Origin of the sequence: Methylophilus glucosoxydans (assembly GCF_042676145.1) — a bacterium.
Taxonomy (GTDB): Bacteria; Pseudomonadota; Gammaproteobacteria; order Burkholderiales; family Methylophilaceae; genus Methylophilus; species Methylophilus glucosoxydans.
In genome coordinates, this window is sequence record NZ_JBHTJW010000002.1 from 889197 (window position 1) to 914345 (window position 25149).

The 25149-nt window shown below is 52.3% G+C and carries 22 protein-coding genes and 1 pseudogene; 11 read left to right on the forward strand and 12 right to left on the reverse strand.

Annotation, left to right across the window (positions count from 1 at the left end):
• Nucleotides 1-96 precede the first annotated feature (96 nt).
• Nucleotides 97-723, reverse strand: coding sequence for a lipoprotein insertase outer membrane protein LolB (lolB, locus tag ACFQ1T_RS06840; RefSeq protein WP_313986679.1), 627 nt, complete (start codon nt 721-723; stop codon nt 97-99).
• Nucleotides 724-730: 7 nt separating this feature from the next.
• On the reverse strand, nt 731-2437 hold the full coding sequence (locus ACFQ1T_RS06845; RefSeq protein WP_379075135.1) for a tetratricopeptide repeat protein: 1707 nt from the start codon (nt 2435-2437) through the stop codon (nt 731-733).
• A 284-nt stretch (nt 2438-2721) separates the two neighbouring features.
• On the opposite strand from ACFQ1T_RS06845, the gene ACFQ1T_RS06850 reads away from it, so the two are divergent.
• From ACFQ1T_RS06850 to mutM, 5 genes are read left to right on the forward strand one after another with little or no spacing between them, the layout of a single operon-like run.
• Nucleotides 2722-3663 (forward strand): ABC transporter ATP-binding protein, encoded by a 942-nt coding sequence (locus ACFQ1T_RS06850; protein WP_313986673.1) that lies wholly within the window; start codon nt 2722-2724, stop codon nt 3661-3663.
• A 22-nt stretch (nt 3664-3685) separates the two neighbouring features.
• Nucleotides 3686-4429 (forward strand): ABC transporter permease, encoded by a 744-nt coding sequence (locus ACFQ1T_RS06855; RefSeq protein WP_194748387.1) that lies wholly within the window; start codon nt 3686-3688, stop codon nt 4427-4429.
• Nucleotides 4430-4459: 30 nt separating this feature from the next.
• Nucleotides 4460-5854 (forward strand): GldG family protein, encoded by a 1395-nt coding sequence (locus ACFQ1T_RS06860; RefSeq protein ID WP_194748386.1) that lies wholly within the window; start codon nt 4460-4462, stop codon nt 5852-5854.
• A gap of 33 nt (nt 5855-5887) precedes the next feature.
• Nucleotides 5888-6784, forward strand: coding sequence for a DUF4340 domain-containing protein (locus ACFQ1T_RS06865; RefSeq protein WP_194748385.1), 897 nt, complete (start codon nt 5888-5890; stop codon nt 6782-6784).
• A gap of 1 nt (nt 6785) precedes the next feature.
• Nucleotides 6786-7640: a bifunctional DNA-formamidopyrimidine glycosylase/DNA-(apurinic or apyrimidinic site) lyase gene (gene mutM / locus ACFQ1T_RS06870; RefSeq protein WP_275356094.1), complete on the forward strand. Its 855-nt coding sequence runs from the start codon at nt 6786-6788 to the stop codon at nt 7638-7640.
• A gap of 10 nt (nt 7641-7650) precedes the next feature.
• Here mutM and ACFQ1T_RS06875 read toward each other — a convergent pair whose 3' ends face one another.
• From ACFQ1T_RS06875 to ACFQ1T_RS06905, 7 genes are all read right to left on the reverse strand, one after another.
• Nucleotides 7651-9102 (reverse strand): sensor domain-containing diguanylate cyclase, encoded by a 1452-nt coding sequence (locus ACFQ1T_RS06875; protein WP_194748383.1) that lies wholly within the window; start codon nt 9100-9102, stop codon nt 7651-7653.
• A 155-nt stretch (nt 9103-9257) separates the two neighbouring features.
• Nucleotides 9258-10724, reverse strand: a complete 1467-nt coding sequence (locus tag ACFQ1T_RS06880; protein ID WP_194748382.1) for a sodium:solute symporter family protein — start codon at nt 10722-10724, stop codon at nt 9258-9260.
• Nucleotides 10725-10861: 137 nt separating this feature from the next.
• Entirely contained in the window at nt 10862-11305 is a 444-nt protein-coding gene (locus tag ACFQ1T_RS06885) for a DUF2147 domain-containing protein (protein ID WP_194748381.1), read from the reverse strand.
• A gap of 11 nt (nt 11306-11316) precedes the next feature.
• A complete protein-coding gene (gene ubiB / locus ACFQ1T_RS06890; protein WP_194748380.1) occupies nt 11317-12864 on the reverse strand; it encodes a ubiquinone biosynthesis regulatory protein kinase UbiB in 1548 nt (515 codons plus the stop codon).
• The gene (locus tag ACFQ1T_RS06895) at nt 12864-13460 is read right to left on the reverse strand and encodes a ubiquinone biosynthesis accessory factor UbiJ (RefSeq protein WP_379075144.1); all 597 of its coding nucleotides are present in this window, start codon (nt 13458-13460) and stop codon (nt 12864-12866) included. Before ACFQ1T_RS06895 ends, ubiB begins: the two co-directional genes overlap by 1 nt.
• A 4-nt stretch (nt 13461-13464) precedes the next feature.
• The gene (ubiE, locus tag ACFQ1T_RS06900; RefSeq protein ID WP_194748378.1) at nt 13465-14232 is read right to left on the reverse strand and encodes a bifunctional demethylmenaquinone methyltransferase/2-methoxy-6-polyprenyl-1,4-benzoquinol methylase UbiE; all 768 of its coding nucleotides are present in this window, start codon (nt 14230-14232) and stop codon (nt 13465-13467) included.
• Nucleotides 14216-14611, reverse strand: a complete 396-nt coding sequence (locus ACFQ1T_RS06905) for a gamma-butyrobetaine hydroxylase-like domain-containing protein (RefSeq protein WP_194748377.1) — start codon at nt 14609-14611, stop codon at nt 14216-14218. The genes ubiE and ACFQ1T_RS06905 overlap by 17 nt, the downstream gene beginning before the upstream one ends.
• Nucleotides 14612-14841: 230 nt before the next feature.
• On the opposite strand from ACFQ1T_RS06905, the pseudogene ACFQ1T_RS06910 reads away from it, so the two are divergent.
• Nucleotides 14842-16798: pseudogene (locus ACFQ1T_RS06910) on the forward strand (dynamin family protein).
• An 88-nt stretch (nt 16799-16886) separates the two neighbouring features.
• Here ACFQ1T_RS06910 and rpoH read toward each other — a convergent pair.
• The 3 genes from rpoH to ACFQ1T_RS06925 all read right to left on the reverse strand — a co-directional run bounded on the left by rpoH (nt 16887) and on the right by ACFQ1T_RS06925 (nt 19720).
• Entirely contained in the window at nt 16887-17741 is an 855-nt protein-coding gene (gene rpoH / locus ACFQ1T_RS06915; RefSeq protein WP_379076880.1) for an RNA polymerase sigma factor RpoH, read from the reverse strand.
• 545 nt (nt 17742-18286) lie between these two features.
• On the reverse strand, nt 18287-18736 hold the full coding sequence (locus ACFQ1T_RS06920) for a hypothetical protein (RefSeq protein WP_194748375.1): 450 nt from the start codon (nt 18734-18736) through the stop codon (nt 18287-18289).
• Between the two features lie 357 nt (nt 18737-19093).
• The gene (locus ACFQ1T_RS06925; protein ID WP_379075149.1) at nt 19094-19720 is read right to left on the reverse strand and encodes a hypothetical protein; all 627 of its coding nucleotides are present in this window, start codon (nt 19718-19720) and stop codon (nt 19094-19096) included.
• Nucleotides 19721-19878: 158 nt separating this feature from the next.
• Between ACFQ1T_RS06925 and ACFQ1T_RS06930 the strand changes: the two genes are divergently transcribed.
• The 5 genes from ACFQ1T_RS06930 (at nt 19879) to urtB (ending at nt 25069) form a co-directional block, all read left to right on the forward strand.
• On the forward strand, nt 19879-21063 hold the full coding sequence (locus ACFQ1T_RS06930) for a porin (protein ID WP_194748373.1): 1185 nt from the start codon (nt 19879-19881) through the stop codon (nt 21061-21063).
• 41 nt (nt 21064-21104) lie between these two features.
• A complete protein-coding gene (fmdA, locus tag ACFQ1T_RS06935; RefSeq protein WP_194748372.1) occupies nt 21105-22328 on the forward strand; it encodes a formamidase in 1224 nt (407 codons plus the stop codon).
• Between the two features lie 54 nt (nt 22329-22382).
• Nucleotides 22383-22721: an FmdB family zinc ribbon protein gene (locus ACFQ1T_RS06940; RefSeq protein WP_275356083.1), complete on the forward strand. Its 339-nt coding sequence runs from the start codon at nt 22383-22385 to the stop codon at nt 22719-22721.
• A 61-nt stretch (nt 22722-22782) separates the two neighbouring features.
• On the forward strand, nt 22783-24021 hold the full coding sequence (urtA, locus tag ACFQ1T_RS06945; RefSeq protein ID WP_194748370.1) for an urea ABC transporter substrate-binding protein: 1239 nt from the start codon (nt 22783-22785) through the stop codon (nt 24019-24021).
• A 130-nt stretch (nt 24022-24151) separates the two neighbouring features.
• A complete protein-coding gene (urtB, locus tag ACFQ1T_RS06950; RefSeq protein ID WP_194748369.1) occupies nt 24152-25069 on the forward strand; it encodes an urea ABC transporter permease subunit UrtB in 918 nt (305 codons plus the stop codon).
• Nucleotides 25070-25149 lie beyond the last annotated feature (80 nt).

Genomic DNA, 25149 nt, shown 5'->3' on the forward strand with positions numbered 1-25149 from the left:
GGCCTGAATCTTTAACGCGAAAGCTGTTAAGGGGCCCGTATGCTTTGCGTGTTAATGACGGCGCGGATCCGCGCCGTCATTGCTGCGTGGGGTAGCTTACCAGTGTTGAATGACCAGCTTTAGCCGGACATCTTGCTGCTGCAAGCGTGTGATGTGCGGTAGGGATGACTGCACGCCTTGCAATTGAACCTCACGGTAATCGTCGTAATCGATTTGCCATTGGTCCTGCATGAGGCGGGCAGGTTCACCCTGCGCAAGATAGCTGGCCTGGAACGGACTATTGATGTGCGGAGCCCCCAAAATCCATTGGCTTAACCCGGTCAAAGGCAGGCGCCAGCCTAACAACTGCGCTGTCAGGCTGGAAACATCTGCCGCCTGGTGCGTGTTGCCACTTTGGTCGGTGAGGGTGACGCTGTGCGCACTGCGCTCGATGAGGGCTACTTGCTGGCCGAGCGGGCTAAAAATACGCAGGGTATCCAGTGCCGGGCTGTGTTGCCATTCCAGCCTGGCAGTGTAGCCCTTGCCCGCATATTGCACGGCCAGCTTCGCCTCCACGTCAAAGGATTGCACGGCTTGCAGTGTGGCAAACCTGTGCTGGGCGGCGGGTGGCACGCTGGTTTGAGTAGGGGCGACGGCCTGGCTGGCACAGCCTGCCAGCAGACTTAGTACTAACCAGATGGCAAAAGCTTGGGCCAGCCTCGCTAGCGCAGATGTGGACGGCATACAAACACTACAGGGCGGATTTCAGTTTTTGCGCGACTGCGACCAGAATCTCGTTGCCGGGGTTGGCCGACAAGGCCTGATCCAGAATGCGTTGTGCTTCTTCACGCTGGCCTTGTTTCCAAAGGACTTCGGCCAGGTGGGCCGCAATTTCAGGATCTTGCTGAATCGCATAGGCGCGGCGTAGCTCTTCGGTGGCACGCGACAAGTCGCCCAAACGGAAATAGACCCAGCCCAGACTGTCCATGATGTAATGATCCTCCGGGGAGAGCTTGGTGGCGGTTTCAATCAGGCTCTTCGCTTCAATCAGCTTGATATTGCGGTCTGCATAGGAATAGCCTAGCGCATTGTAGGCCGCGGCAAAGTCTGGCTTCATTTTAATGACCCGGGTCAGCGTGTCTTCCATGATGTCATATTTACCCTTGCGCTCGGCGCTTAGGGCGTAGTCGTACTGCAACTCGGGGCTTTCCGGGAAGGTTTTGGCGGCTTTTTCAAGCAGGGTGTAGGCTTCATCGCCGCGTTTGGCCTGGCTCAGCATGAGTGCCTGGTTTTGAATCACCAGCGCCTGTTGTTCAGGCGTCAGGCCATCCACATTGTCCAGCATGGTAATCGCAGCATCGACGCCGTCTCGGCGGGCAATAATGCCGGCGGCGGCCATCCGAGCGGCCAGGTATTGTTCGCCATCGGTGATTTTGTCAAACCATTGCAAAGCGCGTGCATCGTCTTTTTGCTCGATGGCTGAGCGGCCCAGGTTGAAGTAGACCTTGTTCGGCTCCTTGAAGCCGACTTCGAGCGCGTGTTCCAGATAACGATCGGCGAAAGTGTATTCTTTGGCGTCCAGTGCCAGCAGGCCCACAATCACGTTCATGTCAGGATTGTTCTGGTGGCGTTCGAGCAGCTTGGTGAACTCTACCTTGGCTTCGGTGGTATTTTTTTGCAAGAGCAAGGCGCGCGCTAACGATAAGCGAATCTGATCGGACTCAGGATAGGTCTTTAAAAAGTCGCGGTAAAATGCCATGCCTTTCTGGACATCTTTTTCCATCAGCATTTGCCCGTAAATCTGCGCGGGCGGTTCCCAGCCTGGGCGCAGCTTGGACGCTTGTTTGAGCTCCGCTTTCATGAGGCTCTCGTCGTGCGCAAAGTAAGCGGCTTGCGAAATGGCAAAGTGGGCTTCAGCCAGCTTGGGATAAGGCTTGGCCAGCTGTTGTATGGTTTTGAGCACGCTGGTTTTGTCGGTGATGCGCACCATCAGGCTATTGAGTTCCATAAAGGCATTGGCACGAATGTTTTCATTGGCCAGCACTTTCTGGATCTGTGGAATCGCTTTTTCGAGGTTGCCATTGGCAATCAGCAACTGGCTGGCGGTTTGGGCTGCCGGAATAGAATCCGGGGCCAGCTCAGACCATAATTCGGCAGAGGGCAATGCCAACTGCGGTGTGCGGGCAATGGTTGCCGCCTGTGTGGCGCGCTCGGCGAGCAAAGGGTCACGCGTTTGCTTGGCCAAATCCAGAAATAGCTGCCCGGCCAGTACAAATTCGCCACGCTGCGCGGCCACTTCACCGAGCAGGTATTTGTAGACAAACTCTGCGGTGGGGGTAGTAATGGTGGGGGTGCCGCTGGCAGACCAGGCCGGGCTGCTCATCAACGCCAGCCATAATGCCAGTTTCGGACGGCGTAATGACGGGGTTTTCAAGTTGAGGCGGCGGGTAAGAGGCATACTGGATTCCTGTTTAAAAAGAGGTTGCATGAATGATGTCGTCACTGGGGCAGAAGGGGCGCTTAATCCGTCTGGAATTTTAGTTTAGTCCGTGACAGTTGCTGCAAGTTCATCCATAATGTGCGATTTGTAACTAAATTGTAATTGGCGTTTAAACACAGGTGAAAGCGTCGTCTACAGCACTATAACTTTTTGGTGAAATATTTGTCTAGGGATTTGCGGTCTGGCGTTGTAAAGTCAGGCTTGAAAGCATCTTTCCCAGTCGCGAGGTATGTGAAGAAATCATGGCAAATTTGACAGTTGAAGCAATTGAATTGACCCGTTTGTATGGCGGACGTGCCGCCGTCAGTGATGTGACGTTCAGCCTGCAGCAAGGCCAGGTGCTGGGCTTTTTGGGGCCAAATGGCGCTGGCAAGTCCACCACGATGAAAATGTTGACGGGCAACCTCGCGCCGAGTGCAGGCAGCGTCAAAATCTGCGGCATCGACATGATAGAGCAGCCCAAAGAGGCAAAAGCCTTGATCGGATACTTGCCGGAAATGCGCCCTTTATATAAAGAGTTTACGGTAGACGAGTACCTGACCATTGCGGCCAGACTGCACAACGTCTCTGGCAAACACATTAAAAAAGCGGTGGAACATGCCAAAGAGCGTTGTGGCCTGACCCACATGAGCAAACGCTTGATCGAAAACCTGTCCAACGGCTATCAGCAACGCGTAGGCATTGCCCAGGCCATTATTCATAACCCCATGGTAGTGATTCTGGACGAGCCGACCGTGGGCCTGGATCCGATCCAGATTCGTGATATCCGCGCCTTGATCAAGGAAATCGGCCAGGCACACAGCGTCATCGTCTCTACCCATATTTTGCCCGAAGTGGAAATGGTCTGTGACCACGTGCAAATTATTGACAAGGGCAAGCTGGTGTTTAATGGCGGCATTGATGTGCTCAAGCAGCAGCGTATTGGTAACAAATTACTGGTTGGCCTGCGTAACCCGCCGCCAGTAGCACAATTGGCTGCAATTGCAGGCGTGGCTGAAGTTGAGCCTGCCGAGGGCATGTGGCGGATCCGTTTTCATGAAGGCAGCCAGCCGCACGAAGCGATTGTGCAGGCGGCTGTGCAGCAAGGCTGGGGCCTGTTCCACATTGCGCCCGATCAAACCAGCCTTGAGGATGTGTTTGTACAATTGACTTATCACGAGGCAGACGTTGCAAAAGCAGCTTAAGTCGATTTAGAGAGCATAAACTATGTTGAATATTGCAAGAAAAGAACTCAAGAGTATGTTCGCCTCGCCCATGGGGTGGATTATTCTGGCCCTGCTAACGTTTTCGTTTGGCACTTACTACCTCAATGGCGTGAATAATTACTTTGAAGTCATGTCCGGCTCCATCCGACCGGCCGAGCGGATTGGGGTCACGCAGTTTGTCGGGCAAACTGTCTACGGCCTGGCCTCCTTCATTATGTTATTTGCCGTGCCTTTGCTTTCCATGCGCCTGATTTCAGAGGAGCGCCGCAGCCAGACACTGCCATTTTTGTTCAGTGCGCCGTTGTCCATCAGCGAAATTGTGATGGGCAAGTTTTTAGGCCTGGTGGTGTTCCTGAGCATTCTGGTGGTTTACATCGGCGTGATGCTGACAACCTTGAATATCTGGTCAGATATTGATTTTGGCTATATTTTTGCCAATTCGCTGGGGCTGTTGCTGCTGGTCTCCAGCTTTGCCGCGCTGGGCCTGTATTTCTCCAGCTTGACGGCACAGCCGATCATTGCCGGCATTTTGAGTTTTATTGCCTTGTTTGTGCTCATGATTCTGGACCGCTTTTTTGCCGGCGACCCGACCAGCACCATGCTCAAGTTTTCGTTGATGCGTCACTTTCAGTCATTTGCCGGTGGCTTGATTGATACGGCTGACCTGGCCTATTTTGGCTTGTTTATTCTTACCTTTATTACCCTGACGATTCGTCGTCTGGATGCAGATCGTTTACGCGGCTAAGCCCGCGTTGTTGTCGAGTTTGAAAGCACTATGAAAATTAACAGTAAGTTTAGATGGCAGCTGCTGGCACAAAACTGGATGTTTGTGCTGGTGTTTCTGGCGCTGGTGGTGATGTTGGGCTACTTGTCCAGCCAATACCGCTGGGCCAAGGATATTACCCAGGCCAACCGCAACATCCTGACCCAGGGCAGTGTCAATGTGCTCAAGCAGATGGATGGCGACATCAATATCACCGTGTTTGCCACCAATGATGACGCCAACAACGGCGACACTTTCCGTAAAGGCATGCTGGATTTTGTTGCACGCTACCAGCGCGAAAAGAAAAATGTATTCATTAAGTTTATCAACCCGTCTGAAGAGCCCAAGATGGCGCAGGAGGCCGGGGTAAAAGTTGACGGTGAAACCATCGTCGAATACAACAAGCGCAGTGAACATATCACGCCACCGTTTGCCGAGCAGGAAATGACCAATTTGCTGGTGCGCCTGTCGCGTACCAACAACCAGCCGGTCATGTATCTGGATGGTCATGGTGAGCGCCTGTTGCAAGGCGTCAAGAATCATGATCTGGGCGAGTTTGGCAAGCAACTGGAAAGCAAGGGCTTCAAGTTTGCCAACCCGGATCTGACTATTGCCCAGGACGTGCCCGCAAATGGCGCCATGCTGGTGATTGCGGCACCGCAAGTGGATATTTCTGCGGTAGAGGCCAAAAAAATCAAGGCGTATATTGAGGCAGGCGGTAACGTGTTGTGGCTGCTGGATGACGATAATCTGCATGGCTTGCAAGAAGTGGCTGACTATCTGGGCATCAAAGTGTCTGCGGGTATTGTGGTTGACCGCGCTGCCGAGCAGTATGGTGCCGATCCGAAAATGGCGTTTGCCAGTCTGTATGGCGATCATCCGATCACCCGCAACTTTATGCTGCGCACCGTGTTCCCGGAAGCGCATGAAGTCGATGGCCAGGCCTCGGATGATCTGGGCTGGAAAGTCGGGCGCCTGATTGATGTGGCACCGAATGGCTGGCTGGAGTCAGACAAGATTCCTGCCGGAGCACAGAACCTCAAGGTGCGCTTTGATCAAGGCAAGGATAAAGCCGGTCCGATCAATGTGGGCGTGGCGTTAGAGCGCCAATATGGCAAAAAAGGCCAGCGCGTCGTGGTGATAGGCAATGCCAACTTCCTGGCCAATACCTTTATCACCAACGGCGGCAATCTCGATTTGGGCATCAATATTATCAACTGGCTGGCAGGCGATGACCGTTTGATCACCATTCAGCCGATGCCGCTCAAGGATATCAACGTCACGATTCCCGCCACTGATCAGGGACGGCTGGTGGCCTGGAGCGTCTTTCATGCCTTCCAGTATTTCATTCCGGTCGGGTTGTTTGTGGCAGGTTTGTTCTTGTGGTGGAGACGCCGCAAGGCTTAATGCCTGGTGAGCTGAGGGTGGAGTAGGTCAGTCATGAAAAAAAGATGGTTATTGAATCTGTTGTTACTGGCGGTGGTAGTGGGCATTGCGGTGTTTTTGCATTTGCAACCGCAAGCGCAGGCGCCCGCGGCCAAGTTTGAAGTCTCCACGCTCAAGATGGCAGACTTTGATGCCGTCAAAGCTGAGTTTCCGGCCAAAGCGCCCACGGTCTTTGAAAAGCAGAATGGCTACTGGATGATGCGTAAACCCTATGCGGCGCGTGCCGACCAGGCCTCGGTGCAGCGCATCATTTCGATTATCGCCGCTACCACGGCCACCAGATTGCCACTACAGGATGCGTCTAAATATGGTCTGGATCAGCCCGTGTTGAAGCTGACGCTGTCCGGCGCCAAAGGCGACCAAGTTTTTAGTTTTGGCACCTATAATCCGGTAACCGAGGAACAGTATGTGGGCTATGCCGGACAGGTATATTTGCTGGCTGGCCAGTACAGCGAGGCCGCGTCTACCCAACCGATTGAGATGGTCGATAAAATGCCTTTGGCACCCGCTGAGCGCAAACAGTTGGCTGGCTTTGACCTGGCGCATCTGGAGCAGTGGGAAGCAAATGCCTTGAAAGTGCAGTTGGCGACTGACGGCAAATGGGCGGTGAATGACCCCAAGGCTAAACCTACGCAAAATGAGTTGAATGAGTGGATGGATTTTAGCTGGGTGCAGGCGCAGGCGGTCTCGGTAGAGTTTTACACCCCAGACCGCAAGCAAACTTATCCTTCTTTTGAGGTGTTGCTGCGGGATGGCAAGAAAATCCACTTTGAAAAATTGCAGGAATCGCCGGAGTACCAACTGGCACGTCCAGATGAAGGCATTATTTATCACTTTAGTAACGACACGGGCTTTACCATGGTGAACCCGCCCATCAATCTCCAGAAGTAGCATGCCTGAATTACCCGAGGTTGAGGTCACGCGCCGCGGCTTGTTGCCGGTAGAGGGCGCGTTGATTGAACAGGTCACCATACGGCATCATGGCTTGCGCTGGCCGATTCCTGCCGACTTGCCGCAGCACCTGCAAGGGCAGCGCTTGCTCAAGCTGACCCGCCGGGCAAAATATATTCTGGCCGAGATCGGCACCGATGCGACCGCGGGCGTGTTGTTATTACACTTGGGCATGTCTGGCCGCCTGTGCTTGCTTGAGCGCGATTTCCCCGCAGAAAAACATGATCACTTTGATATCCGTTTTACCGATGGCCGGGTGATCCGTTTGCGTGATCCGCGCCGATTTGGTGCCGTGTTGTGGCTGGGGCAGGATCCACTGCAACATGCGCTGCTGAATCGTCTCGGACCGGAGCCGCTTGAGGCTGGATTTAACGCCCAATATCTCTACCAGCAATTACACACGCGCAATGCGCCGATCAAGACCACTATCATGGATGGACATCTGGTGGTGGGGGTCGGCAATATTTATGCGAGTGAATCACTCTTCCGAGCCCGGATTCATCCCGAAACGCCTGCCAAGGCGTTGACCGAGGCGCAGTGTGCCTTGCTGGTACAAGAAATCAAGGCGACGTTGCAGTCGGCACTCGCGGCGGGGGGCAGTAGTTTGCGCGATTTTTTTGGCGCAGACGGCAATCCAGGCTATTTCCAGCAGACCTATACGGTCTATGGACGCACCGGAGAGCCCTGCCGTATATGCGCCCGCCCGATTCAGAATATCCGCCTTGGGCAACGTTCAACGTTCTATTGTGCGCATTGTCAGCCCAGACCAGCGGAGCTGGGCTTGATAAAGCCTTGATCAAGCAGCCTTAGGCTTCATCCGTATCTGGCCGGATGCAGTTGCGCCCGGCGCGTTTGGCGGCATACAAATGATGGTCAGCCCGTTCAACCACTTGTCCCAGCGTTTCATCATTGTGCATCTCGGCCACGCCAGCACTCACCGTGATATGTACCACCTGGTTGCTAAAGTGAAATTGCAATCCGGCTACCGCGGAACGGATCAACTCGGTGATGTCGCGCGCATGCTGCATATTGCATCCCGACAGCAACAGTAAAAATTCCTCACCGCCCCAACGGCACACCACATCCTCTTCGCGCACATGCGATTTGATCAGTTGTGCCACGCGAGACAGCACACGGTCACCCGCTTCGTGGCCATAGGTGTCATTCACCTGCTTGAACAGGTCAATATCAATCAGAACCAGCGACAAGGCTTCATCGCGGCGCTTGCGGCGGGCCACGGCCTGCTTGAAGTAAAACTCAAACACCTGGCGACTGGTGACCCCGGTCAGTTTATCCTGCGTGGCCATGGTCTCCAGTTTGTCGTGGTAACCGCGTACTGCGACATGCGCGAGGAACAACACAATGGCACTAATCACCAGTGCCACGGCCAGGTTAATCATAAACGCGGTTTCAATACGCTCCGAGCTTGGGTCGTTCACTTGCTCCACAATCAGATACCAGTCAAACTCCGGCACCAGACGGCTATTCAGATAAAGCATGCTGCCATTGTTGGCTTTGAATGAGAATGATGCGCTGGGAGAGGTCAGCACTTTCAAAAACGCTTTGTCCAGGCCAGACTTGTTTTGCAAGTGTAACTCGGAGTGGTAATGGCTGCTTTGCAGCATTACCTCGCCCTGGCGATTGACGAAATAAATTTCGCGCCCATAGCGTTTCTGGTAGTTTTCTATCAGTTCGACCACCGTCTGCAACGACAGGCCGACACCGATCACGCCAATAAATTTGCCGGATTTATCTTCGATACGGTAATTGACGAAAATGCTGAGGCGTTTGTGGTCAGCGGTATCGCGGTCAATATTGATGACATAAGGATGCGGTGAATCTTTGGCCGTGAAATACCAGCTGTCGTCCGGATTACTTCTTGAAACCCGCTTGATCACGCCGGTGGGGTGGTAGTAGTTCAGCGAACTGTCAGAGACAAAGAATGCCGTGATGGTGTTATATTTTTTCTGGATTTGTGCCAGGTAACTGGTCATTTTGCTGGCATCCTGCTCACCATCATTGACCCAGTCAAACACAAATACGTCATTCGCCATCAGCGAAGAGATCAGCAAGGGTTGCAGCAGGTCGCGCTGGATTTCAGAGTAGATGTTGTCGCTGGTCAGCGGCAGCATTTCCTGCTCCAAGCGCTCGGTCAGCGAGTCCTTGGCCACGAAATAGCCGATCAGACTGGTCGCCACAAACCCCGCCAGCACAATCGCGCTGAGAATAACGGTATAGAAACGCTTGTTTACGACCATAACGACCAATGACCTGAAGATGCTTGAACAGCCAAAGGCTGAGATAACTGTGGATTATCACAAAATCCCCATTCTACTGTTCGGCTGAATAGTCCGCTTTTTAATGCCGTATTCATACAATTGGCATGAATGATTCACCATGGTGTATGGCGAGGCTAGTGCGGATGGGATCTGGCAGCATGTTCATGTAAGTAGCCAGCGGCAGGGGCAGGCGTGCCGCCCAGTTTTTGTGGCAACAGGGAGCCGATGACCATGGCGACGGTACTGACCATGAGACCGATCAATTGTGCCGGAATCAGGCTGTCCTTGACCATCACCTCTATCAGGATCCAGCTGGTAATGCCCAGTAAAATGGCAGCCAGCGCCCCCTGGCTGGTGGCACGCTTCCAAAACGCACCAAACAGCAGCGGCACAAAGGCCCCGGCCAGCGTTACCTTGTAAGCGCTTTCTACCATGCCAAAAATAGACAGTTCAGAGTTAAGGGCATAAAACAGCACCATGGCCGCAAAGCCGACCAGGCACAAGCGCATCACGCGCAAGAAGTGATGATCGCTCATCTGTGGCATAAAGCCCTTGACCACGTTTTCGGCAAAGCTGACTGAGGGGGCGAGCAAGGTGGCAGACGAGCAGCTCATGATGGCAGACAGCACTGCCCCAAAGAAGATGGCCTGCGCCAGCAGGGGGGTATGCGTTAACACCAGCGTCGGCAGCACGCGTTGCGAGTCAGTGGCGACCAAGGTGCCAAAAGTCGCCGGGTCTATCAGTGTTGCGGCATAGGCAATAAACATGGGCACGAAGGTAAAGCAGAAATAAATGCTGGCACCCAGTAGCGAGCCCCACAAGGCGATTTTCCCGGTTTTTGCCGAGGTGATGCGTTGAAACACATCTTGTTGCGGGATAGAGCCCAGCATCATGGTCAGCCAGCCCCCCATAAAGGTCAGCCATACGCTCCAGTCTGTACTTTGCGGGAAAAAATGCAGCTTGCCTGCGTCGCGCGCATGGGCAATGACTGGCGCGATGCCGCCGGTCTGGCCGGAAACCAGATAAGCGATAAACAGCAGGCCGCCAATGACCACGATCATCTGCACAAAATCGAGGATAGCCACAGACAACATCCCGCCGAGTGTGGTGTAGGTGAGGACAATGGCCGTCCCCAGCATCATGCCTGCCTGCTCTGAAATGGCGCCATGACTGATCAGGTTAAAGATCAGGCCCAGGGCTTTGATCTGTGCCGCTACCCAGCCCATGTAGGAGACGACGATGGCCAGGGTGGTCAGCACCTCTACGCTACGGTTGTAGCGCATGCGGTAAAAGTCGCCCAAGGTCAGAATGTTGAGTTTATACAGGCGGCTGGAGAAAAAAATCCCGGCCAGAATCAGGCACATGCTGGAGCCAAACGGGTCTGCGGCCACCCCGGTCAAGCCCTCACGCACAAAGGTGGCGGACACGCCAAAGACCGCTTCTGCGCCAAACCAGGTGGCAAATACGGTGGCGGTCACCACCGGCAAGGGTAAGTGGCGGCCAGCGACTGCATAATCCTTGGTGCTATGTACATTCCTGGCAGCGAACAGGCCTATCCCGATAGAGACAAGTAAGTACGCCACCACAAACCAGATCAGCACAGTCCGTTTCCCTTGAGTCAGTTGCAAAACGCCGATTTTAAAACAAAACCTGGCCTACACAGGGGTTCTCAATCTGGCTGTAGTAAAAAAGGCCCGAAAATCAGGCCTTTTTTACAAATCTGCACGTTTGATAGCCACTACTCCACCCGTTTCCAGGTTTGCGAACGGCCAATCAGTGAAATCCCGATAAAGCCACGCACCTCCAGTTCGTTGCCATTAGGGCTCAATGTCATTTTACATTGGTAGGTTTTGCCGTTTTCCGGGTCCAGAATCTCGCCATTTTCATACACATGGGGCTTGCTACCGGCTTTGAGGTGTTTGGCGATGGTCATGCCTATGATTTTTTGCCCTCTACGCTCGTCGGTACATTTGTCACACACCGCATCGCCGGTGTCTGTGGCTAGCAAGCCTTTTTCGACAACGGCATGGTATTCCCCGCCGGATTCGGCAATGCGTACCAGTGAGCGAGGTTTGCCGGTTTTATCGTCCGTCGTTTGCCATAGACCGCTCAAGTCGGCCGCCTGCAAGGCCATGGGTAACATCATCAATACTGCAACAAGTAGCTTCTTGGGGGATGCCATCATGTACTCCTTTAGTGAGTGAACAGTAAAAACAAGCTGGCAAATTGAAGCAATACCAGCACGAGAATGGCCATCGTCGCCCATTTTTGCCAGGTGGCCTGCTTGTGCTGGCTGTTTAGCAAGGTATCAATATGGGTTTGCTGTTTTGCCAGCTCGCTTTGATTGCGCAGATATTGCTCCAGCAGGCGCGGCATTTCTGCAGCATGGGCAAGTACATAGGGGAGCTCGCGTTTTGCAGATTTAAGCAGGCTGCGCCAGCCGATCTGCTCGCTCATCCAGCGCTTGAGAAATGGTTTGGCGCTTTGCCACAAGTCGATATTCGGGTCCAGTTCACGGCCCAGGCCTTCAATATTGAGCAGGGTTTTTTGCAACATAATCAGTTGCGGCTGAATATTCACGCCAAAGCGGCGTGACATCTGAAACAGGCTGAGCAGGGTGCGGCCAAATGAAATTTCCTTGAGTGGCTTTTCAAAGATCGGCTCACAAATGGCGCGCACGGCTGTTTCCAGGGCTTCTACATTGGTATCTGCCGGCACCCAGCCAGACTCAATATGCGCCACTGCCACATCCCGGTAGTCACGGTTGAAAAAAGCGAGGAAGTTCCGCGCCAGATAATACTGGTCGGTAGGCGTGAGGCTACCCATGATGCCAAAATCCAGGGCAATGAATTTGCCTTTATCCGGCCCCTCTGTCACCACCTGGATATTGCCCGGATGCATGTCGGCATGAAAAAAACCATCACGGAATACCTGCGTAAAAAATACCTCTACGCCTTCGTGAGCCAATTGGGTCAGGTTGATGCCATAGGCCTGCAACGTGGCGGTTTCGCGGACAGGCGTGCCAAACATACGCTGCATGGTCATCACTTGCTTGCGTGAATAGTCCCAGTAAACCGTAGGCACCAGCAGGCGACGGTCACTGAAGTTGCGGCCAAGCTGTGCGCACTGTGCAGCTTCCAGGGTCAGGTCCAGTTCGTGCTCGGTGTGGCGGGCAAATTCATCCACCATTTCATCCGGCTTGAGACGGCGCCCTTCACGGGAGAGTTTTTTGACCCACCAGGCCAGCGTGCGGAGTAAGGCGATATCTCTATGAATAATGGCGGCAATATTGGGACGCAACACTTTAACAGCTACCTGTTCGCCACTATGCAGTTTGGCAAAATGCACCTGGGCCACCGAAGCGCTTGCGACCGGAACCGCGTTAAACTCGGCGTAGACCGTCGTCAGCGGGGCGTCAAAGGCCTGCTCAATAATACGCTCCACTTCAGCGTAGGCAAATGGCGGTACCTGGTCCTGCAGTTTGGTCAGTTCATCGGCCACATCCGGTGGCAGCAAGTCGCGGCGTGTAGACAGCATCTGGCCAAACTTGACGAAAATCGGGCCGAGTTTTTCAAGGGCCAAGCGCAAGCGGACGGCCCGTTTCTCCGGCGCATGGCGCCAGAATAACAACCCGTTGAGCAGTCGCGAGCCCAGACCTGGTTGATTGTCACGGACAAAGAAAATATCCAGCCGATACCAGATCAGCATGCCGATAATGTGAAAAAAGCGTATCCAGTGCATCAGGGCTGACTTTCTGCGGGGGCGTTAGCGGCCAACAGTTTTTCTACGCGTTGCTGCAAGCGGTCTGTGTCTTCCCTGAGTTGGTCGACGGCCTGGTTAAATTGCGTGATGCGGGTTTTTTTTGCAAGCAACGGCTGCTCTTCTTGCCAGTATTCCACCAGCATTTCTCCCAGGTTTTTGGCCTGGCCTTGCAAGCGTTGCATGGTTTGCTGACCGAGTTGGACGACTTCAAAAGCCGCCACATCGCCGACCACTTTACTCAAGTCTTCTTCGACATCCCAGCGGATGGCCGCCAGAATCTTGCCGACTTCCATGCCGAGCGCACTGTCGCCATCAATTTTAATCAGGCTATGCGCCTGCGGATCTTGCCTCAGTAGCCGCATGGCCAGGCTGGGCGGCAAGTGAATGGTGGCATCTGCCATGGCGGTATCGCCTGCAACTGCCAGCTCACCATTGCTTAACACTGTCAGCATGACGCGGGCCACTTTAAAGTCTAGACAAAGATGACTGTGCGCATACGGCTGTAACCTGGGAGCGGTCCAGCGGTTTTGCTGCATCAGGTGCTGCAGCACGAATTGAATCAAGGGCTTGAACATGGGTTTAGAGTTTGATGCCTTTGTGCAGCGCGACCACGCCTGCAGTCAGGTTGTAGTAATCGACTTTTTCAAAGCCTGCTGCATGCATCATCTGTTTCAAGGTTTCCTGGTCAGGGTGCATGCGGATGCTTTCGGCCAGATAGCGATAGCTGGGCTCATCGTTGGCGATCCATTTACCAAACTTAGGCAGCAGTTTGAAAGAGTAGGTGTCGTAAAGTTTCTCCAGTGGTTGCCAAACCTTGGAAAACTCAAGTACCAGCAGGCGTCCGCCACGCTTGAGCACACGTTGCATTTCTTTGAGCGCAACGTCTTTATGTGTCATGTTGCGCAGGCCAAACGCCACAATGACACAGTCAAAGGTTTCATCAGCAAACGGCAGTCCTTCGGCATTACATTGGGTGGCCGGAATGGTCAGGCCGGCATCAATCATGCGGTCTCGGCCCACGCCCAGCATGGAGGCGTTAATGTCGGTCAAAATGACCGTGCCGGGATTGCTGGGAGACTGGGTCGCCACTTTTTTGGCAAACAGGCGCGACAGGTCGCCACTGCCGCCGGCAATATCGAGTACTTTGTCACCCTGCCCAACGCCGCTGACATCCACGGCAAAGCGTTTCCACAGCCGATGCATGCCCGCAGACATGACATCATTCATGATGTCGTATTTTTGCGCCACCGAATGAAAGACTTCGCCCACTTTTTTCTGTTTTTCCCGTTCATCGACGGTTTCAAAGCCAAAGTGGGTGGTTTTTTGCTGCTCAGTGTTGGATTGCATGCTTGGGTTCCTTGCGCGTATGGCCTGCCATGGTGAGTTTGGCGATGTAGTCTTGCCACAGGCTTTCATAATGTTGTGCCAGATAATACAGATAATCCCATGAATACAGCCCGGTATCATGACCATCATCAAAGATCAGTTTGATTGCATAGCGGCCAACCGGTTCAATGGCGCTGATATTCACATCCTGCTTGTCCAGTTGCAGCACTTCCTGGCCTGCGCCATGCCCGCGGACCTCGGCAGAGGGCGAGTACACACGTAAAAACTCGCATGACAGCATGCATTCCGTCTGGTTATCGAAATGAATTTCCAGCAAGCGCGAGCCCTGATGCAGTTGGATCAGGGTAGGGATGGGGCAATCAGGATGTAGACCGCTCATATGATTGAAGAAAACCGTGTTTGGGGCCGTTAACTTGAATATTGCGCATGATAGCAGATGCACGCATCTACCGCATGGCAAGCAAATGTTTCATGTTAGGGTTGATAATTCATTTTATTTGTGAATTAATAGCTGTACTTGCATGATTTATTTGATCTTTTAACAATTCATGTTAGATTATAGAAAAATAACAACAAGTAGGTCACCTTAATAAAATTGCAGCAGGTCCTATGGAAAATAACCGACTGGCACAACAATTTGATTTGTACACACGCTGGCGTCAATCGATTGCTGATGTACTGGGAGAGTATCGACGCTGGATTGCGGACAAGCAGCTCAGTGATGTGCAGTTAGATGAGCGCATACAGCAGCAACTCAACCGCTTGCGTGAAGACAAGCTGAATGTCGCTTTTGTTGCCGAGTTCTCGCGCGGCAAGTCAGAACTTATCAATGCCATTTTCTTTTCAGGGTATGGTCACCGGTTGTTGCCATCCGGTGCAGGCCGTACCACCATGTGTCCCACCGAGCTGCGTTATGACACGGGCAAACCCGTTAGCCTGTCACTGCTACCGATTGAAACCAACACCCACCAGATTTCCATTACTGAATATCGCCGCATGCCGCAAGCCTGGTCTGTGGTGGAGTTCGATGCCCATTCGCGCGACAGTATGGTTGAAGCCTTCAAGGAGGTTAGTCGTACCCGTCGCGTGACAGTGCAAGAGGCGCAGTCGCTAGGCTTGTATCATCCTGACAATTCTGACGATGCCATGTTGATCGGCGCAGATGGCCTGATGGAGATTCCATGCTGGCGCTATGCCATGATTAATTTCCCGCATCCCTTGCTCAAGCAGGGCTTGGTAATCCTTGATACGCCCGGCCTCAATGCCATCGGTGCCGAGCCTGAGTTAACTATGAGCATGCTGCCGAATGCGCATGCCGTGCTGTTTATTCTCGGCGCGGATACCGGGGTTACCAAATCCGAGATGGAAGTCTGGCGCCGTTATATTAGTGGCGCCCGCTGGAAGCAAAAAGGCCGCATGGCGGTGCTCAACAAGATTGATGGCTTGTGGGATCCGCTCAAGACAGATGATGAGGTGGAGGCAGAGCTTTATCGTCAATTGCAACATACTGCTGAGTTACTTGGCTTGTCACGCGACCAGATCTTGCCAACCTCTGCCCAAAAAGGCTTGCTGGCCAAGGTCAAAGGTGATGTGGCCTTGCTGCAAAAGAGCCGCTTGTTGCAGCTGGAGAAAAATCTCTCGGATGAGTTGATCCCGGCCAAACAGGAAATTGTGCGCGAGAGCCTGCAGGGTGAGATTGACGACATGATGCAGCAAACGCGGGTGACCCTGGAAACCCGACTGCAAAGCGTGCTAGACCAGTCGGACGAGTTGCGTTGCCTGCAAGGTAAAAATGAAGACGTTATTGCGCAGATGATGCGCAAGGTCAAACAGGATAAGGTCAATTTTGAAGTCGGCTTGCAACGCTACCAGGCTTTGCGTAGTGTGTTTTCCGTGCAATCCAACCAGTTATTTCACCATCTCGGCATGCCAGCACTCAAGAACAAGGTGCGTGAAACGCGTGAGACCATGATGAAAGCCGCATTTACCAAAACCATGCGTCAGGCCATGGATGACTTTTTCAGTGACCTCAAGCGCCGGATGATGGATGCAGACGTGCATGTGCTTGAGATCAAGAAAATGATGGAAGCCATGTATGAAAAATTCTCCAAAGAACATGGCCTGTTGCAAAAGTCGCCCCCCCCCATTTTCCACTTCACGTTACCTCAAGGCCCTGAATAAACTCGAAGCGATTTACCGCGATCAGTTCAATACCACCTTTAACATGATTGCGCATGAAAAGCTGACGCTGACCAGTAAATTCTTTGAGACCCTGGCCAGCCATGTCATTATCGAGTATGAAGCCGCTAACCGCGATACGGAAAGCTGGCTTAAAGCCGTGATGGCGCCGATGGAAAGCCAGATGCGTGAGCATCATGTGCAACTCAAGCGCCGGGTCGAAAGTATCAAACGTATTTATCAGGCCACCGATACCCTGGAAGAGCGTATTGCGGACCTGGAGCAGGTGGAACTCTCTATTCGCCAGCAGTTGGCTGATCTGGATCATTTGCATGCCAAAGCCATGACGGCGTTGATGCATGAAGAGGTCGTCGTGAAAGCTGCCTAAGCGGTGATTGAGGACAAGATTTTCGTGTGAAGAGGTAAGACCTCTTGAAGCACGAACATAAAAAAACGGGTGACTGGCACCCGTTTTTTTATTTGTTTTCCAGCATATAGGTTTTGATCTTTTGCATCGCCTTTTGCTCAATCTGGCGGATACGTTCAGCCGAAACACTAAATTCTGCGGCCAGATCATGCAAGGTCGCCGTATTGCCCTCGGTCAGCCAGCGGGCTTGCAGTACACGACGACTACGCTCATCCAGCTGCTGCAAAGCCATGCTCAGGCCTTCTGTCTGCATGTGCTCAGTCTGCAGGTTTTCCAGCAAGGTAGAAGGTTCAGGACCTTCATCCTCCAGAAACGCGATTGGGCTGTACACTTCTTCGCCATCCTCGTCCACTTGCGCATCCAGAGAGATTTCCTGACCATTGAGGCGGTATTCCATCTCGGTCACGTCTTCTGGTTTCACATTGAGTTCAGTCGCAATGCGTTGAACATCTTCCTGACTTAAGGTCTCAAACCCATTTTTCATGCTGCGCAAGTTAAAGAACAGCTTGCGTTGCGCTTTGGTGGTGGCGGTCTTGACCAAGCGCCAGTTCCGCACAATATACTCATGAATTTCAGCCTTGATCCAGTGCATGGCAAAAGAAACCAGACGCACACCGCGATCGGGATCAAAGCGTTTAACTGCTTTCATCAAGCCAATATTACCCTCTTGGATCAGGTCTGATTGGGGCAGGCCATAACCGCTGTAACCACGGGCAATGCTGGCGACCAGACGCAAGTGCGACACAATCAGCGCACGCGCAGCCTCAAGGTCCCCGCTTTGTTTCAGGCGGGTCGCATAACCGTATTCTTCTTCAGCGGTCAGCACCGGAAACTGCTTGATGGTCTGCAGGTATTTATCCAGGCTGTCTGCCGATGCAACGACAGGTAATGTAAAAGCGTTGATAACAAACTCCTTGGTATCAAAAGAGATTTAAAACAATTTTAGCACTCAATGTATGAGAGTGCTAGTCTCTGGCAAAGTTCCAACTGGCTATCGCATTTTATAAACTAAATCCGGCTCGAAAAGCAGAATAAAACCCGGAATTCAACCTCAATTTTGGAGGATCAATCACTGCCGGAAGGCGTTGGCAGGGAGATCGGGATAATGGGGGGATATTCATATGGCGGGCAGGCAATACTGACGTTAGCAAGGGCATGGGGCAGTGGGGTAAATATGTTGTGCAACTTATTGGATCCTATGCAACACAAGGCGCAGAACCGGTTGCATGAAGCTGAACCTTAATAGTTACCGCTTGAAGCCAGTCACTGCAATCCGTTGTGATGTTGGGTGGGGCAGCGCCGCTTGTTACGCATGCGTGCTTTATCCTTCATCGCGGCACAGCAATGTGCTGAGCCTGATAAAGGATAAAGCATCATAATCGGTTTGGCTGACATTGTGCTTACAGTATCCGGTCTGTCATCAGGCTCACGGTATTGAATGGTTTCAGATTAATCCCTGCCGTGACCATGGCCACGTCCCGGGCCGCCAGGTCTGCCTCCTGGCCCTGGTGGGCCATCATGCCAGTGATCCCAACCGGGACCAGGCCCAGGTGGACCAGGATGTGCCCGGTAATGTGGCACATAAACATTCTGATACCAGCCATCCTGGACAAAATAGACCTGACGACCACAAGCGCCATAGCCGCCGCAATAGCGTGCCCAGCGCTTCATATGGCCGGGCGGTACATGCAGATACATGGGGGGCTGCACCACGGCCACCGGTGGTGGCTGGATAATCACGGGTTGCGGGTAGACCACTTGCGGCACTGGATAAGCATCACCGAGGACTATCTGGCCGTAAAAGCCGGGTTGCCCCACGCTGACCGCGACACCGGCTTCTGCGGTCGTGGCCAGGGCAATTGTCCAACATAATGCACCTGCCATGAGTATTCTGAGCATGGTTACCTTCTTTCTATCTGTTTCAGAAAAATGCAGATTGATTTGCATAGGCGGATTTTAGAAAGGCTATGCCCCGCAGAGCAGTCTGATTATTCTGATAGCGTTGTCAGAGGGTGCTGACAGTCATTGCCTGGGTTTTATGATGAATGATTTTTGAGAGAACTAATGGCATGGGGCGGATCAACAGGCTCAGGTCAGGGCACCTGGGTAGGATGAGATGGTTAAATCAATAGCTTGTTAATTTCTGGCTTGTGATGCTTCTGTCTTGGCGCGAGTGTAAAGTGGTCTCTATTGACAGCCTCGCGTGCCTGCCAATGGCACCATCCGATTGACGGACGGCGACTGGCAAGCAATTTTTTACTTCACATTGCGTACGGCCATCCAGCCCAAGTCATGCATACAGGAGACAAACGCACGTTTAAAAGTCTGTGTCTTGTAATCAGGCAGGTAGTTTTCTCCCAGCTTTTTCTCGCAGCTGGCTTGGTCACGAGATAGCTGGTTGGGGAAAGCCCCCATTTTCCACCATGAATTAATCGAATACGCTACATCAGGACCGTCATTCACGGTGCTGTGTGGTGCCGCTGGGGCTGGTTCAGGTACGTCGTTCGCTGGCGTTAACGGTGCCGAAGTGGCTGGGTCGGAGGCGGCACTGGTTGCTGCCGGGCTTGCTTGTGGTTTTTTTGCAACAGCTGCAGCTTGCACTTTCGCTGCATTCTCTTTGGATAAGTCTATAAAAGGACTGGGCTTGCTTTGCATGCCACCGCGGTTATCCGAAGCCTCTATAGTTGCAAATAAAGGGTCAAACGCATCTAGCTTGGGTTTTTTCCAACCATGCTCTGCCAGGCATGCCGAGAGCTGATCGCCGCTACCACGGCAGGCTTGATGCGCCCTTTCGATGTCCTGCTGGTTGCCGCCTTGCTTGTAAGAAATCTGGCCACACCCTGCCAATAAGGCGGTTGTTAATAGGTAAGTTAAAAGACGCATTGCGAGTCCTGTTCGTGATTTGTTATGCGCAGTCTAGCGGGCTTTTCACGCCCTCGCCACTACGCAAATTGACGTATTTGTCCTACAACCCCCTCTCGTTAAGCTGAGCGCAAGTTTTGATCAACTGTGATTTGAATTTAACGAGAAAGGGAACTTAGATGATGAACTTGAAAAAATGTGCCTTGCATACTGCGGTAGCAATGGCTTGTGGCCTGGGTGCACAACTGGCAAATGCGGGTGCAACAATCAACTTTGGCGAAGATAAATATATTGGCCTTGGGTTTGGCTTTATCAGCAGCTATAACTCAAAAGAGGACGCTGTGAATCAAGGCAGCGATCGTTCAAACGACTTCGCTCTGGATAGTGCTCGTATTTATATCTCTGGTTCTTTTAACAAGTATATCAAAGGCATGCTGAACACTGAAAAATCAGGTGGCGGCTCTGCAGGCTCTAATGTTGAAGTGATTGATGCCAACGTGCAATTTCAGTTAACCCCTGAAGTGGCCATCTGGGCAGGTCGTTTCCTGTCTCCGAGTGACCGTGCCAACATGGCAGGTCCTTACTACTCCATGGGTGGTGGCTACTGGGCCAACATTGCTTCACGTTATGGCTGGAACGGTGGTGTGATTGGTCGTGATGACGGTGTGGCTATGGTTACCAGCTTTCTTGAGGATCATCTTAATGTTTCATTCGGTGCCTTTGAAGGTAACCAGATTTTCCGTTTTAGTGGGGTTGGCGCGCAGTCACAATCTTCAACACATAAAGATAACCTGATGTATGCCGGTCGTGTGCAATACGATTTCTGGGATGCAGAACCAGGCTACTACGGTACAGGCAACTACTTTGGTGCTAAAGACATTCTTGCCATCGGGGTTGCTGGACGTTACAAAAAAGATGGTGTTGTCAGCCCTACCAATGTGGTGGGTGATTACAAAGCTTACAGCGTGGACTTCCTGTTAGAGAAAAAAGATGTGGGTCCTGGTACCTTTTCTGCTGAAGCTGCTTACTACTACTACGGCACCGATGGTGTGTTTAAAGGTGAGCAAGGTCATGCATACTCCGCTGGCTTAGGCTACCTGTTCCAGGAACAAGTAGGCTGGGGCAAATTCATGCCTATCATTCGTTACCAGAAATTTAACGCCGATGGTGTGACAAGCTACAACTCGACAACGACAGCTTTTACCAATACCACCGGCGGTGGCGCAAGCAAACGCTTTGAAGTGGGCACCAATTACGTGATTGCACCTTACAACGCGACTTTGACAGCCACCTACGGCAAAGAAGATACCGCGACGGCTTCTAATAAAGATTTCGTCCGAGTCGCCCTGCAGATGCAGTTCTAATCAACACCTTATAACCCTTTTCCACAAAGGAGATGAGCGTAATGAAAACAATAGTGAAGTTGGATTTGGATAAAAAACCATGGGAGCAGGACGGCCAGATTCATAACCGCTGGCACCCCGACCTGCCGATGATTGCCATGGTCAAGCCAGGGGATGAGTTCCGTGTTGAGTGTATGGACTGGACCGGTGGTCAGATCGGTAATAACGATAGCGCCAATGATGTGCGTGACGTTGATCTGACACAGGTGCACTACCTGAGTGGCCCGATTGGCGTGGAAGGTGCTGAGCCGGGTGACTTGATGGTGGTGGATATTCTGGATGTGGGTACTTTTGATGAATATCAATGGGGCTTTAACGGCTTGTTTGCCAAGGAAAATGGTGGGGGCTTTCTGACCGACCACTTCCCTGAAGCGAGCAAAACCATCTGGGATTTCCACGGCGTGTATACCACTTCCCGTCATGTGCCTAAGGTGCGTTATGCCGGCATTATGCACCCGGGTCTGATTGGTTGCCTGCCATCCAAAGAACTGCTCGAAACCTGGAACAAGCGTGAAGGCGACCTGATTGCAACGGATCCAGATCGTGTCCCGCCACTGGCTTGCCCTCCGACTTCACAATCTGCCGTCATGGGCCGTTTGAGTGGCGACGCTGCCAAAAAAGCAGCAGCCGAAGGCGCGCGTACCGTGCCACCACGTGATCACGGCGGTAACTGCGATATCAAGAACCTGACCAAAGGCTCAAGGGTGTACTTCCCGGTCTATGTGAAGGATGGCGGTCTCTCCATGGGTGACCTGCACTTCTCACAAGGCGACGGTGAAATCACTTTCTGCGGTGCGATTGAAATGGCCGGTTACCTCGATATCAAGGTTGGCCTGATCAAGGATGGTGTGAAGAAATACGGGATTAAAAACCCTGTGTTCCAGCCCAGCCCGATCACACCGACTTACCGTGATTACATGATTTTTGAAGGCATTTCGGTTGACGAAGCCGGCAAGCAACATTACCTGGATGTGCATATTGCCTACCGCCAGGCTTGCCTCAACGCGATTGAGTACCTGAAAAAATTTGGTTACAGCGGCGAACAAGCGGTATCCATCCTGGGGACTGCGCCGGTAGAGGGGCATATCAGTGGCATCGTCGATATCCCTAACGCTTGTGCCACCTTGTGGGTCCCGACCGAGATCTTTGAGTTTGATATCCGACCTAACGCGGATGGACCGAAGATCATGGTGCCGCCAGGCATAGATGTGTCCACTTGCACATAACAATGAGTGTTGATCGCGTGCAGTTTATTTGATCAGACTTGATAGGAAACCAAGATGCCTCTTTACGAATATGAATGTGACAGTTGTGGCGTATTTACTGCGCTACGCAAAATGAGTGAGTCGAGTTTGCCTGCCTACTGCGATTGTTGCGGGGCAGAGAGTCCACGGATTTTATCTGTGCCCAAACTGGCCATCATGGACAAAATGCAACGGTCTGCGCATGAACGTAACGAGAAATCTGCCAACGAGCCGCGTACAGCCAGACGTTCCAGCTGTGGCTGTACCGGATCACACACGTGTAAAACCAAGCCGCCGGTCAACCAGGATACAGGTAAGCCGGGCTTGCAAATGCAGACCAAGAAAACGGCACGGCCGTGGATGGTCGGGCATTAATCAGCGACATCAATCCCTTAATTATTGATTTTATTGATTTATCCATAAAGGAGAAGAAGTAATGAGTACCTCAAACAGACGCGGTTTTATGAAGGGCGCATTGGTCGGTGCCATGATGGCCGCAGGCCTTATCAGCGGTCATGCATTTGCAGCGGATTATCCGACTGCAAAAGTGAATACGACTGGCTTGGCAGTGACTGACTCCACAGTAAAAGTAGGTATTCTGCACTCTGCCACCGGCACGATGGCGATTAGTGAAACCGGTTCTATCCAGGCTGAAAAGCTGGCGATCGAACAGATCAACGCCATGGGCGGTATTCTGGGTCGCAAGATTGAAATTATCCAGGAAGACGGTGCATCTGACTGGCCAACTTTCGCAGAAAAAGCGAAGAAATTGCTGGAAAAAGACAAAGTGGCTGCTGTGATGGGCTGCTGGACGTCTGCTTCACGTAAAGCGGCTTTGCCAGTGTTTGAAAAAGACAATGGCTTGTTGTTCTACCCAACCTTCTACGAAGGTCTGGAGCAATCCAAAAACGTGTTCTACACCGGTCAAGAAGCGACACAACAAATTCTGGCAGGGTTGGACTGGATCGCTAAAGAGAAAAAAGCCAAGACTTTCTACCTGATTGGTTCTGACTACATCTGGCCACGTACATCGATGAAAATTGCCCGTAAGCACATCGAGCAACACTTGCATGGCACAGTGGTGGGTGAAGAGTACATTGCCTTGGGCGATACCCAGTTCGGTTCTGTGATCAACAAAATCAAACTGAAAAAACCTGACGTGATCTACGCAGCGGTGGTGGGCGGTAGTAACGTGGCCTGGTTCAAACAATTGAACGCTGCCGGTTTGAACTCCAGCAAACAAACCATGTTGACCATCTCCGTGACCGAAGACGAAGTGTTGGGTATCGGTGGTGAAAACCTGGCTGGTTTCTACTCTGCGATGAAATACTTCCAGTCTCAAGACAATGAGGCTAACAAGAAATTTGTAGAAGCATTCAAAAAACGCTGGGGTGAGAAGTCTGTGATCGGCGACGTGACACAAGCTGCTTACCTGGGTCCATGGTTGTACAAGGCAGCCGTTGAGCGTGCAGGTAGCTTCGATGTAGACAAAGTGCAAGCAGCATTGCCAGGCTACACCTTCAAAGATGCACCAGAAGGCCCTGTCACTGTGGAAGCCAACCACCACCTGACCACCAAGCTGCGTATTGGTCAGTGGGGTAAAGATGGCCAGGCCAAAGTGGTATACACCTCTGATTACATCAAACCTGATCCATTTCCAAAAGGCTATCAATAAGCTAGTCCTGTCGTAAATGCTTAAGCGGTAGCCGGTTACTCCGGCTACCGTTTGGCTCAAACAGCATTCAAGTTGTAAACAATTTCAAGCAGTCAGCAATTTTGAGAAGTTGCATTTTAAGGAGACCGATATGTTTGGTTATTCGATGGCAGATATAGGCAATATTGTGGTGATGCAAGGCTTTTCCGGCCTGAGCATGTTTACAGTGTTGCTACTCATGGCACTGGGTCTCGCGATTATTTTCGGGCAGATGGGTGTGATTAACATGGCGCATGGTGAGTTTATGACCATCGGTGCCTATACCACAGTCATGCTATCCAAGGTGGCTGCCACTTACGGCTTCACCAATTACTATTTTTTGTTTGCCATCCTCATTGCGTTCGGGCTGGCATTCGCGGTCGGCTATGTTGTTGAATACGGCATGATCCGGCACCTGTACAAGCGGCCACTGGATACCTTGCTGGCGACCTGGGGGCTAAGCCTGGTCATGCAGCAGATTTTCCGCTCTACCTTTGGCGCCAAAGAGGTGAGTGCCGAGTTGCCTGAGTGGATGTTGGGCTCTTTCAAGCCGACGCCAGACATTGATATCCCGATCAACGGTGTTTTTGTGATGGCCCTGGCTGCGCTGGTGACCCTCGGTGTCTATATGTTTATGTATAAATCACGCTGGGGCCTACGTGTGCGTGCCACCGTGCAGAACCGTACCATGGCGGGTGCAGTGGGCATTAACACTGCAAAAGTCGACCGTGTTACCTTTGCCCTGGGGTGCGGCATTGCCGGGATCGCGGGCGCTGCGTTTACCACGATTGCTTCTACCGGCCCAACCACAGGTACGCTCTACATCGTAGACAGCTTTATGGTGGTGGTGTTTGGCGGTGCAGCCAGCATTGTGGGGACGATAGCCTCAGCCTTCGGCATCGCCCAGGCGCAATCTATCCTGCAGTTCTTTATGACCAGCTCCATGGGTAAAGTGTCCACGCTGCTTGCCATCGTCACAATCTTGATGATGAAACCTGAAGGTTTGTTTGCCTCCAAACTGCGTAAATAACAGATACGGCAACGTGTGAGCATGCTTCTCACGCGTTGCCATAAGTAAATAGACGTATTAGTACTTTGTATCTGTCGCAC